We start from the raw sequence: 11,070 nt of genomic DNA on the forward strand, positions 1-11,070 counted from the left end.
GGTGACAGCTTTGCGAATTATATCTTTACATATCTACCAATACGGAAAATTTTCCAATCGGACCTTTGACTTTTCCGCCTCTCCTGTCCAAGTCATCTACGGATTAAATGAGGCAGGAAAAACGACGATGATGTCATTCATTGAAAGCATGCTGTTCGGTTTTCCGAAAACGAAAAAGTATGAACCGAAAACAGGCGGTGTCTACGGCGGTGTTCTTGAAGCTGAACATCCTGAGTATGGGGTGCTGAAGATCGAACGGACGAAAGGGACTGCCGAAAAACTAAGCGTGTACACAGAAAAGGGCGAAGTAAAGCAGGGAGATGTTTTAAAGCAGCTGTTCCAGGGCACAGACAGGTCGTTGTACAAAGCCATATATTCGTTCGACGTATTCGGGCTGCAGGAAATTCACGCCTTTAATCGGGACAAGATAGGGGAATTTTTGCTCTTTTCCAGCTTGTTTGGTGCTGAAGCCGTATCAAAGCTTGATTCAAGGCTGACGAAGGAAAGCGAAAGGCTCTATAAACCAAATGGGCGAAACCCTCAATTGAATCAGGAGCTGGAAACGCTTAAGCAGCTGGCAGTGAAGCTAAAACAGGCTGAAGCAGAGGAAGCGGGCTATCATCAGCTTCTCGGGGAAAAACGAACGCTTGAAGCCCGCCTTGCAGCCGCGGAAACCGAATTGAAAGAGACGGCGGGACATATCCGAATGATTGAGGGAGCGATTGAGCGAAAGCCGCTGCTAAATGAAAAAGCGACACTCGAACAGGTGATTGCAGAATTTCCGGAACACGCAGGACAATTTCCTGCTGACGGACTGCATCAGCTGGAAAAATATGAATCCCATCTTCACCCGAAATCAGCACAGCTTGAGGCGCTTCGGGTGAAGATGGCGGAGTTGGACAAACAGAGGCAAAAGCTTATCCCCGATAAAGAACTATTGGCGAAAGAAACGCTGATACAAGAGCTTTCGGCAGCGTTTCATATGTACCAATCCTGGGGAGAACAGCTGGCAGCCATTCAGGCACAGCTGCGCCAGACGTCTGCGCAGACAGCGGCAGGGCTGGAACAGCTCAATAAAACGGATGAAAATGAGCTCCTGAATATGAACACCTCATATGATTATGAATGGCAGCTTCAGCAAGCGGTGCAGCAATATGTACAGGCAAGAGACAGAAAACGGCAGCTTGACGAGACGTTTGAACTTGCCCGGAAAGAGCTGGAAGACGCGGAAAAGGCCGTTCGTGCCGCTTCGTCCGCGATTCTTGAAAACAGCCAAAGAAAAGATAAAGAAGCAGCTCTTAGAGCATATGATGAAACACAGGGGCAGCACCAAGAGCAAGCGAAGCTCAGAGAACAGCTAACGTTTTTTGAAAGACAGCAGGCTAAACAGAAAAAGACTGTCATTGCAGCTGGTATGTTGTTCATCGTTCTCTTTTCTCTGCTGCAACAATGGATTCCCGCCATAAGTTTCGGCGCTGCACTTATTGTGTATTGGCTTGTATCAGGAAAATCGTCTTCTCGAAACAGCCGAGGGACAAGACAGCCCATGACAGATATTTCACCAGCAGAAGCTGAAATGCTTAGAGAAGCGTTATGGGAGGATGACCGCAATAAGCAGCACCTTCTCACACAGCGTGCAGCGCTCCAGCAAAAGGAGGCGGCGTATGAAAGGGTCATCCAGCAGTTTGAACAGTGGGAAGCCGAAATGGCGCCGTCCTTTACACAGGTTGAGCGTTTTATGAATGAGCTCGGATTTAAGGAAGATCCATCATTTTTGCTTGATGCATACAGCTTAATGAAGGATGTTAAAAAAGAAGTGAAGAAAAAGCATGAGCTGACCATTGAAGCAGGCAGGCTGAAAAAGCACCGGAGAACATTCGAAGAACGCGTCAGTATGCTTCGTCCCGTGAATCAGAGTCAGGATATCTCCATTTCGGACGCCCTTCAGACATTGCGGAAAAACATTGAACGTGAAAAAGAAATTGAGAAGCAAAAAAAGGAAATTGAAACAGATATTCATTATACAAAGGAACAGATGCTTGAACTTGAGCAAGAAATACAGTATTTCCACGCACAGATTGAACAATTATTTGCCGCGGCTGCTGCAAAAGACAGAGATGCGTTTTTTGCCATAGCCGACATCAGCAGGCAATTGAAGGATACGGAGAACAAGCTTCATCACGTAAACGCACAGCTTCAAGGCGGGTACCCGGAGGAACTTGAACTGGCGGATTCCAATACGCTTTCTGAATTGAAAGATAAGCAATTTGTTGAGAATGAAAGAAAAGAGCGGCTGACTGAGGAGATCGAGCAGCTCCGCAGCCAAATCGCACTGCTCTCAGTCAAACAGGAACAATTAGAGGCTTCGGGAATGGTCTCAGACCTCAAGCTTCAAACCGAAATGCAAAAAGAATGTGTGAAAGAAACGGCTAAAAAATGGGCCTCCATACAAATGGTCAAACAGGTGATCAGAAACAAATTGGAGCGGCATAAAAAAATCGAGCTTCCGCGCCTTCTGGAGACGGCAGGAGAATTTTTCCGCCCTCTGACTGACGGAAACTACCAAACCATTTATTTTTCCGAAACGGATGATTCGATCATGGTTATGCATCGCGATGGAACTGTCTATCATGCGGAAGAGCTGTCACAAGGGACGTGTGAACAGCTGTATACAGCGATCCGATTTGCTTTGGCCGTTACGCGCCAGGGTGGGTCAAAGCTTCCGTTCCAGCTTGACGACAGTTTTGTTCATTTTGATCAGGAAAGGCTGAAACGTGTATTACATGTTCTGTATGATTTATCTGAAGGCGGTAGGCAGATTTTGTATTTTACATGCCATGAGCACGTAAAAGATGCATTTCATAGCAGCCAAATCATCCATTTGGTGTCATAAAAGAGGTTCTATAGCTGAAAATCGGTATGTGATATACTGGTATTATGTAAGATACGGAGGGAGCTTTAATAGAATGGCTAAAGGGATTATGCTACATGAGGTTGGCGAACAGGTGGACCAGTATCTATTGATTAAATCCTCGACGAAAGGGATTGCAAGCAATGGAAAACCGTTTTTGACGCTGATGCTGCAAGACCAGTCAGGCGATATTGAAGCGAAGCTGTGGGATGCCAAGCAAAGTGATGAAGTGACCTATGCGCCGCAGACGATTGTCAAGGTCGTCGGCGATGTTCACCATTATCGCGGACGCACCCAGCTGAAGCTAAGAAATATCAGACCGGTAAGCGAGCAAGAAAACGTCAATATTGATGATTTTTTAGAAACCGCGCCGATTCCGAAAAATGAAATGATGGATACCATCACTCAATATATATTTGAAATGAAAAATCCGAATATCCAGCGAATCACAAGGTTTTTGGTTAAAAAACACGAAGCTGAGTTTATGGATTATCCGGCGGCTACGAAAAACCACCATGAGTTTGTCTCAGGTTTGGCGTATCATGTTGTCTCTATGCTGAACCTGGCGAAAGCAATAGCAGATTTATATCCGTCTCTTGATCGTGATCTGCTTTACGCCGGTGTTATCCTGCATGATCTTGGAAAAGTGAAGGAGCTGTCCGGCCCTGTTTCCACTTCATATACGGTTGAAGGCAATTTGCTCGGCCATATTTCCATCATGGTGACAGAGCTTTCAAAAGCGGCTGAGGAGCTTCAAATCGATTCTGAAGAGGTGTTAATTCTTCAGCACTTGATTTTGAGTCACCACGGCAAAGCAGAATGGGGCAGCCCGAAACCGCCGATGGTGAAAGAAGCGGAAATTCTTCACTATATAGACAATCTGGATGCAAAAATGAATATGATGGACAGAGCGCTTGAGCGCGTGAAGCCTGGCGAGTATACTGAACGTGTATTCGCACTGGAAAACCGTTCCTTTTATAAACCGACATTTCATAAATAACTTAAAAAGGACTGATGCTGACATATTCAGCTCAGTCCTTTTTGATGCGTCTTTCCCGCACATAACTCGTCTCATTCCCGCATATGGTTAAGAATAAAGAATCTATGCAAAGGGGGAGAAGCCCGTGTTATTTTTTCCGTGGTGGGTGTATCTTTGTATTGTAGGCATTATTTTCAGCGCATATAAACTTGTGGCGGCAGCCAAAGAGGAAGAAAAAGTAGACCAGGCTTTTATTGAAAAAGAAGGGCAGATTTATATGGAGAGGATGGAAAAGGAGCGAGAACGCCGCAGTTCTCAGCAGCATGAAGAAGAAAATCAAAACCATTCCATCGCATAAAAAAAGCTGTGCGGCTCATTGAGCCGCACAGCTTTTTTTATTATTTAGAATTGCTTGAAGATGAAGAAGTGCTGTTGCTTGTTGAAGATGTATTAAATGTGTCTTTCAGATCTTTATCTTTTACTTCGATGTCAGCCTTCTTCATGACTTTTTGAACAGCTTCCTGAACAGCTGCGTTGTCATTTAATTTTTGTTCAAGCACTTCAGATTTCAGTTCTTTTTTCATATCATCGTATTTGCCGCGTTCTTCAGTCTTTTTGATGATATGGTAGCCAAATTGTGTTTTCACAGGATCGCTGACTTCGTTTGTTTTCAACTTGAATGCAGCTTTTCTGAATGTGGAATCCAGTTGTTCGTTATCTTTTGAAATCCAGCCAAGTTCGCCACCGTTTGTAGCTGAGCCTGTGTCTGTAGAGTATTCCTTCGCAAGGGCATCAAATTTCTCGCCTTTTTTCAGCTTTTTCTCTATTTCCTCAGCTGTCTTTTTGTCAGCGACAAGGATGTGGCTTGCGCGAATCTGGCCTTTTAAGCCTTCCCAGTATTCTTTAATTTCATCATCTGTTACTTTGATGTTATCTTTAGCCGCTTTTTGTGTCAGCAATTCATATTTTACTTGTTCTTTCAGGTAATCTTTGCCATATTGCTTTTCGAGGGCAGTATATTGATCGCCAAGCTGCGTTTTGTATTCTTTCAGCTTGTTGTCAATTTCTTTATCCGAAACTTTATACTTCTTGTCCAATACTTTTTCTTGCACTAGCTGTGTCAGTACGCTTGCGCCAGCTGTTTTCTTCATGTTTGTGTAAAGCTCGCCTTTTGTTACATCGCCTGCGTCTGTTTTTGCGATGACTTCTTTGTCGCCGCTGCTGCAAGCACTGAGAGCGAGGATGCTTGTAGCAGTGATAGCTGCTATTGCGATTTTCTTCATTGTTTTCAAACACTCCTAATCATTCCAAATTAAATTACCTATGCGTATCATAACATATTGTGGCTTTCTGTAAAAAGATTTTAAATAAAGGGCATTCGTCTAGTCAAACTTTTGCTGATGACATACTTATATATTGATCAAGAAAAGGAGGTATGTAACATGAGCGGAGGATACTCTAACGGATTCGCGTTGCTCGTAGTACTGTTCATTTTGCTTATCATCGTAGGTGCAGCTTACATCTACTAAGCAGCCCGAGGATCGCTTGCAACATAAGCGATCCTTTATTTTCACTAGCGCCTAATCGTTTCAAACATGAATTGCATAACATGTAATTGGTAAATAAAGCTTATTACAGGAGGTGCTTTTTAAGATGGGTGAAGTATTTGCAGGCGGATTCGCTTTATTGGTTGTGTTATTTATTTTATTGATTATCATCGGCGCTTCTTGGCTGTACTAATCAACATAAAAAAGCATAGCTGCTTAATCAGCAGCTATGCTTTCTTTCGTATTTACACTGTAAAGGAGATCTCCACAAACGAAGAGATCAGTAAAATTAATATAGATACATTAATAAATCGGAATACCTTATCTTGCCGCTCTTCAGGAATCTCTCTGACAAGGCATAATGTATTGGTGAGCCTGTTTATGAAATATAAAATAAACACGGCAGCCACGATAAAATAGAATAAAATGATGGGAGATTCCCCCTCTCTCTGAACTGTCCCATATTACATTACCAAATATTTATTAAAAAAGATAGAATGCAAATTGAAAAATCGCCACCAGCACCAGGGTTTGACTACTTTTCAACAAGAATATCCAAGCCGTCAGCTTCCTGATCAATAAAAGCGGTTTTCGGTGCTTTTATCAGCTTGAGAGCCAGCAGGAAATCAGGCAGACAGTAGCCGGCGTGAATGCCCGAGATCATGCAAAAATAATGAGCGTGATTCGGAAATGCCAGTGCTGCGTAAAACAATACCGGTGTAATCAGCAAGAACGGGCTGACGAGTGAAATCAGCATTGTTGTTTTTGGTATACGTTTCCATGTGCGCATGCGCAATATGTAAAACTTTTTTTCTATTTTTCTTTTTTTGCAGATGATTGGCAGGACATGGATGACTTTATGTACAAATAAAATAACGACGAGCAAACCGCCGAATAAAGATACATATTCATCGCTTAAGCTTGTGCCAGGCCGCAGCAGCTCAAAAGCTAAAAAGGTAGATATAAAAACCAAAATCATAAAACATACAGCAGTTAATATTATGCGAACGGCGCCATAATCCTTCATGAGATTTATGGTCTTCCAGCAATTCATCAAAGTCATCCTTCCATACATCTTGAATAGAATCTCAAAATAATTTACTCCTCCCAAGAGAAAAAATCAATGCTTTTTTAAGAAAAAATATCATCCGGCAGGTATTTTTTTGAAACAAGCAAACAAACTGCGAAATATGGGGTTAGAACTTTCTTCTCAGTGAATTATCAGCTAAAATAAGATTAAAGATAGAAAGAAGTGGTGTGGATGGATTCGATGGATCATCGCATTGAGCGATTAGAATATTACATACAATTATTAGTGAAAACAGTAGATATGGACAGGTACCCCTTCTATGCGCTTCTCATTGACAAAGGGCTGAGCAAGGAAGAAGGGGAAGCGGTTATGAGGATATGCGATGAATTGTCGGAAGAGCTGGCAACACAAAAAGCGCAAGGATTTGTAACCTTTGATAAGCTCCTTGCGCTTTTTGCCGGACAGCTGAATGAAAAATTAGATGTTCATGAAACGATTTTTGCCCTGTATGAGCAGGGGCTTTATCAAGAGCTGATGGAAGTCTTTATCGACATCATGAAGCATTTTGATTAACTGTTTACAGGTTCAAGCTCTTCAGCCGGTTCATCCGCCGCACTGTCCTTTGCTTTTTTCTTCAGTTTTCCGTTTACGCTTTCAAAGTCATTGTCAATATTGGTGAGTGACGTTTCGAAAATTTCCATAAAATCATCGCCGTAGATATGGCGTATCATACACATCATTTCTGCCACTTCAGGAAATTTTCCGAATAAATGATACAAAGGCTGTGACCCTTTAAAAACAGCGTTGCGTGTCGGATCAAATTCCTCAAGCAAGCTCCAGAATACCTCGGTACCTTCCTCAGTCAATTGGACATATGTGTTCCGTTTATCATTCAGCCGTTTGGAGAACCTTAAATATCCCCGTTCTTCCAGCTTTTTTGAAAAGTTGAATGCGGTTGATACGTGCATGACCCCGAACTTCGCGATTTCAGAAATGGAAGCTCCATTCAATTGATACGCAATCCATAAAATATGATGCTCATTAATATTCAGGTCATACGGTTTGAGCCATTGCTGCCAATCCTTCTCGATCGATTTCCAAAGAGCCTTGCTAAGCTGAGCCATTTTCTGGGTGAAAACCAGAGCTTCTTTCACATCATAGGGCGGTTCCACTCGATTCATTACGTCACCTGCTTCTCTTTTTCTTTTTCTCTATTATGCCAATAAAATAAAGATTAATAAAGATGAAAATGTAAGAATTTTTTAATAAATTCACAAACCATTGCGACGAAAGGGTTTTTCGGCCAAAAAAAATACGGGTCCAATTTTAGCCCGCATTTTTTTCTTTTGAATAGGATATTAGTTTTGTAAGGTTTTCTCCAGCTGTCTGATTTTCTCTTCGATATCGGCAATTTCTTTTTGCAGATCCTGCTGGTGAGGCTTGATCTCTTCCTGCCATTTTTTAATTGACGTTTGGAGCTCGCCGCCCACGTCTTTAATAACATCCGTGCTTTCTTTTGCCGCTTTGATCAGCTGGTCTTTTAATGCAAGCCCGTCTGACTTTAAGCGTTTGATTGTTTCTTCAAAAGAATCATAATTGGTTTTCATTTTTTCACGCAGCTGCTTTCCTGAGGAAGGTGCAGTAAGAAGAACCGCTGCTCCTCCGATGATGCCGCCTACGAATAGTCCTGTTAATAGAGAACGTCCGCTCGCCATTACAATCACCCCGTCTTTTTCTTCAAAATAGGAATCATTCAGCATTTTTCATTTTTGTTGAAAGCCTGAACTTCTATACATAGCTTGCTTTATTTTAGCATATTTTTTAAGTGAAAAGGAGGGAGAAGGTTGTCTGTCTTTTTGATTGTATTATCCTGCATCACCCTTGCCTTCGCTTCAGGCGCTGTTTACTATATCAAACTTCTCAGCCAGGCTGCTTCTTACCCGCCCAAGAGGGTTATCCGGCAGAAAGCGCTTGTTTGTTCAACCGGAACCGCCTTTACACTATGTCTTATCTTTTTCACAAAACTCCTCGCTTAAAACATGCTGACATGCTGCGGGCGCTCTGTTCAAAAAAACCTCTCCCGGAAGCGGAAGAGGTTTTGTGTGACAATTATTTAGCAGCTTCCATAAAGCTTGAACGCCTTAAAATGGTTTGCACAATCGGATAAATAATGATCATTGAGATTGTATTCAGCACAGCGGCCGGCAGAACAACAGCCGCGAACAATGCGGCGAAACCGCCCGGTAAACCGACGATCAATAAAGCTGACGATAGAAACACAATTCCTGATAAGATGGTCCCGATCACTGTCAGCACAGCGGCTGCACCTGTTTTCCGGCTCTTTCTGAACAAGAGAAACAGGGAGAAGAACAGAAACGCTGATACGGGTTTATCAATGATGTTAGGGATCTGTCCGGCTGGAAACGCGGTTGTAAGCGCGGAAATGATTCCTGTCACGATCCCGATGACGAGTACATTTTGCACCCGCGGGAACAGCAGAATGCCCATGAACATCATGATCAGCATCATATCTGGTTTCATGCCGCCTAAAAAGGGCGGAATAATGGAATGAAGCGCTGCGCCGATTGCGGCAAACAGAGCCATAATGACTAACTCTTTTGTTTTCATAACTATGCTCTCCTCTGCTAAGCTTTTTGCCCTCCAATAATATGCTCATCATTTATTGCGAAGGCTTTACAGAATGTATTATGCAAACAGTATACCAAACGGACGGTTTGCATAGCCAGACTTTTTACTCATTTTCCTGCTGGAATTTCTTCATGAACGCAGCTAATTTTTCACAGTCTTCGAGAGAGACCGCGTTATAAATAGAAGCGCGGCAGCCTCCAACCGAACGGTGTCCGCCAAGGCCGATCATCTTCGCATCTTTTGCTTTCTGGACGAATGTTTTCGTTAATTCGTCATCCCGAAGCGTGAAGGTGACATTCATGCGTGAGCGGCTGTCCTTTCTGGCATGTCCTTTATAGAAGCCGTTGCTTTCATCAATACAGCTGTAGAGAACCTGCGCTTTTTGTTCATTGCGCTGTTCAACAGCTTCCACACCGCCGTTTTCCTTGAGCCATTCCAGAACGAGGCTCAGCATATAAATCGCAAATGTCGGCGGAGTGTTGTAGAGTGAATCCGCTTTGACATGTGTGGAATATTTCAGGATTTTTGGGACGTTCGCATTTTCATTTTTCAGCCAGTTTTTTTTCATAATGACTACAGTCACGCCGGAAGGGCCGAGGTTCTTTTGGGCGCCTCCGTAGATCACATCAAATTTGGACACATCGATTTTTCTGCTTAAAATATCGCTGGACATGTCGGCTACGAGCGGAATAGGAGAATTCGGAAACTCCTGCCACTGAGTGCCGAAAATTGTATTGTTGGATGTGATATGTAAATATGCGCCGTCTTTTACATCCGTAAGGTCAACCTCAGGAATATAGCTGTAATTGTCTGTTTCACTTGTAGCGGTGATAGACGTGTTCCCGAACAATTTCGTTTCTGCCAGTGCTTTTTCAGACCAAGCGCCTGTCATGACAAAATGTGCGGTTTTTTCAGGTGTTAAAAAGTTCATCGGAAGCATTGAGAATTGAAGGCTTGCCCCGCCTTGAAGAAACAAGATATCGTAATCTTCCGGAATGCCCATCAGTTCGATTAAGAGGCTTTTCGCTTTTTGGTGCACCGCTTCATACTCTTTGCTGCGGTGGGAAAGCTCCATAACAGACATGCCGGATTCGTTAAAATCAATAAATTCTTTCTGTGCTTTTTGCAGAACTTCCAGTGGAAGCGCTGCAGGACCTGCGTTAAAATTCGTTGTACGTTCCATTATGATCTCTCCCTGTTTTCCACGTTAATGTATAAAATAATACAATTATCCTATCACAAAAATTCAGTTTTTTGATAAAAAATTAGAATTATCAAAAGAAATTGACGGATGTTTGCGAAATGTTCACAAAATAAAATAACCTCATCTTATGATGAGGCCAGGCGTTTTGCGATAGAGGAAGAGATGTTCTGCAGATCCTCCGGTTTATAATCATCAGCATGCGTTTTCCAAACCGCTCCGAATCCATCTCCTTTTCCGTAGCGAGGGATAATATGCATATGGTAGTGGAACACAGATTGTCCAGCTTTTTCGCCGTTATTGTTCAGCGTATTTAAGCCGATCGGTTCAAATTCATCCCGGATAGCGCGGGCGATTTTTGGAACAGCATGGAAATATTGTTTTGCTAATTCATCTGTAAATTCATATACATTCTCAATATGTGTTTTCGGAATGACAAGCGTATGGCCTTTTGTAACTTGGCTGATATCAAGAAAGGCAAGTACATGTTCATCTTCATACACCTTTGCGGATGGAATGTCGCCGGCGATAATTTTACAAAAGATACAATTCTCTGCACAATGCATGAGGGTTCCTCCTTATAAAATTGTTTAGTATGTATACACTCATCGTACCACAGAAATGCAGAAAATAGAAAACAGGATGAACGGCGAGCGTTCACCCTGAATGCAGAGGAAGAGCTTATATGAAGAAAATGTGTTATGCCTTTGGTAAGCACCTCATTTGTCAATAAAATGAAGACTTGTTTAATGC

Annotated in this window: 15 protein-coding genes; 7 read left to right on the top strand and 8 right to left on the bottom strand. The window is 42.6% G+C overall.

Annotation, left to right across the window (positions count from 1 at the left end):
* Position 1 precedes the first annotated feature (1 nt).
* The 3 genes from sbcE to yhaL all read left to right on the top strand — a co-directional run bounded on the left by sbcE (position 2) and on the right by yhaL (position 4,248).
* Complete coding sequence (gene sbcE, locus ACFVP7_RS05450; RefSeq protein ID WP_396583038.1) at positions 2 to 2,893, top strand: DNA repair/recombination ATPase SbcE; 2,892 nt, start codon at positions 2 to 4, stop codon at positions 2,891 to 2,893.
* A 73-nt stretch (positions 2,894 to 2,966) separates the two neighbouring features.
* Complete coding sequence (gene yhaM / locus ACFVP7_RS05455) at positions 2,967 to 3,911, top strand: 3'-5' exoribonuclease YhaM (protein WP_003245698.1); 945 nt, start codon at positions 2,967 to 2,969, stop codon at positions 3,909 to 3,911.
* Positions 3,912 to 4,035: 124 nt separating this feature from the next.
* Positions 4,036 to 4,248, top strand: a complete 213-nt coding sequence (gene yhaL, locus ACFVP7_RS05460) for a sporulation protein YhaL (RefSeq protein WP_003233252.1) — start codon at positions 4,036 to 4,038, stop codon at positions 4,246 to 4,248.
* 40 nt (positions 4,249 to 4,288) lie between these two features.
* On the opposite strand, the gene ACFVP7_RS05465 is transcribed toward yhaL, so the two are convergent.
* A complete protein-coding gene (locus ACFVP7_RS05465) occupies positions 4,289 to 5,173 on the bottom strand; it encodes a peptidylprolyl isomerase (RefSeq protein WP_396583039.1) in 885 nt (294 codons plus the stop codon).
* Between the two features lie 159 nt (positions 5,174 to 5,332).
* Here ACFVP7_RS05465 and yhzE1 point away from each other — a divergent pair, with 159 nt between their 5' ends.
* Both yhzE1 and yhzE2 read left to right on the top strand, forming a co-directional pair.
* Positions 5,333 to 5,419 (top strand): sporulation protein YhzE1, encoded by an 87-nt coding sequence (yhzE1, locus tag ACFVP7_RS05470; protein ID WP_003327753.1) that lies wholly within the window; start codon positions 5,333 to 5,335, stop codon positions 5,417 to 5,419.
* A 124-nt stretch (positions 5,420 to 5,543) separates the two neighbouring features.
* A complete protein-coding gene (gene yhzE2, locus ACFVP7_RS05475; RefSeq protein ID WP_003155248.1) occupies positions 5,544 to 5,630 on the top strand; it encodes a sporulation protein YhzE2 in 87 nt (28 codons plus the stop codon).
* Between the two features lie 52 nt (positions 5,631 to 5,682).
* On the opposite strand, the gene ACFVP7_RS05480 is transcribed toward yhzE2, so the two are convergent.
* Together ACFVP7_RS05480 and ACFVP7_RS05485 are read right to left on the bottom strand one after the other, a co-directional pair.
* Positions 5,683 to 5,865, bottom strand: a complete 183-nt coding sequence (locus ACFVP7_RS05480; RefSeq protein ID WP_024571667.1) for a hypothetical protein — start codon at positions 5,863 to 5,865, stop codon at positions 5,683 to 5,685.
* Positions 5,866 to 5,972: 107 nt separating this feature from the next.
* The gene (locus ACFVP7_RS05485; RefSeq protein ID WP_003245590.1) at positions 5,973 to 6,491 is read right to left on the bottom strand and encodes a DUF3267 domain-containing protein; all 519 of its coding nucleotides are present in this window, start codon (positions 6,489 to 6,491) and stop codon (positions 5,973 to 5,975) included.
* Positions 6,492 to 6,698: 207 nt separating this feature from the next.
* Here ACFVP7_RS05485 and ACFVP7_RS05490 point away from each other — a divergent pair, with 207 nt between their 5' ends.
* Positions 6,699 to 7,040 (top strand): YhaI family protein, encoded by a 342-nt coding sequence (locus ACFVP7_RS05490; RefSeq protein ID WP_009966921.1) that lies wholly within the window; start codon positions 6,699 to 6,701, stop codon positions 7,038 to 7,040.
* Here ACFVP7_RS05490 and ACFVP7_RS05495 read toward each other — a convergent pair.
* Together ACFVP7_RS05495 and ACFVP7_RS05500 are read right to left on the bottom strand one after the other, a co-directional pair.
* A complete protein-coding gene (locus ACFVP7_RS05495; RefSeq protein ID WP_003239501.1) occupies positions 7,037 to 7,648 on the bottom strand; it encodes an HTH-type transcriptional regulator Hpr in 612 nt (203 codons plus the stop codon). The two genes, ACFVP7_RS05490 and ACFVP7_RS05495, sit on opposite strands and share 4 nt — an antisense overlap.
* Before the next feature lie 177 nt (positions 7,649 to 7,825).
* Positions 7,826 to 8,182, bottom strand: coding sequence for a YtxH domain-containing protein (locus ACFVP7_RS05500; RefSeq protein WP_003245875.1), 357 nt, complete (start codon positions 8,180 to 8,182; stop codon positions 7,826 to 7,828).
* Positions 8,183 to 8,311: 129 nt separating this feature from the next.
* Here ACFVP7_RS05500 and ACFVP7_RS05505 point away from each other — a divergent pair, with 129 nt between their 5' ends.
* Entirely contained in the window at positions 8,312 to 8,503 is a 192-nt protein-coding gene (locus ACFVP7_RS05505; protein ID WP_003233238.1) for a hypothetical protein, read from the top strand.
* 73 nt (positions 8,504 to 8,576) lie between these two features.
* On the opposite strand, the gene trpP is transcribed toward ACFVP7_RS05505, so the two are convergent.
* From trpP to ACFVP7_RS05520, 3 genes are all read right to left on the bottom strand, one after another.
* Positions 8,577 to 9,095: a tryptophan transporter TrpP gene (gene trpP, locus ACFVP7_RS05510; RefSeq protein WP_003233236.1), complete on the bottom strand. Its 519-nt coding sequence runs from the start codon at positions 9,093 to 9,095 to the stop codon at positions 8,577 to 8,579.
* Between the two features lie 124 nt (positions 9,096 to 9,219).
* A complete protein-coding gene (serC, locus tag ACFVP7_RS05515; RefSeq protein ID WP_024571663.1) occupies positions 9,220 to 10,299 on the bottom strand; it encodes a 3-phosphoserine/phosphohydroxythreonine transaminase in 1,080 nt (359 codons plus the stop codon).
* Positions 10,300 to 10,445: 146 nt separating this feature from the next.
* A complete protein-coding gene (locus ACFVP7_RS05520; protein ID WP_003233231.1) occupies positions 10,446 to 10,883 on the bottom strand; it encodes an HIT family protein in 438 nt (145 codons plus the stop codon).
* Between the last annotated feature and the right edge of the window lie 187 nt (positions 10,884 to 11,070).

Source organism: Bacillus sp. SG20033, from assembly GCF_044570195.1.
Classification (GTDB): Bacteria; Bacillota; Bacilli; order Bacillales; family Bacillaceae; genus Bacillus; species Bacillus subtilis.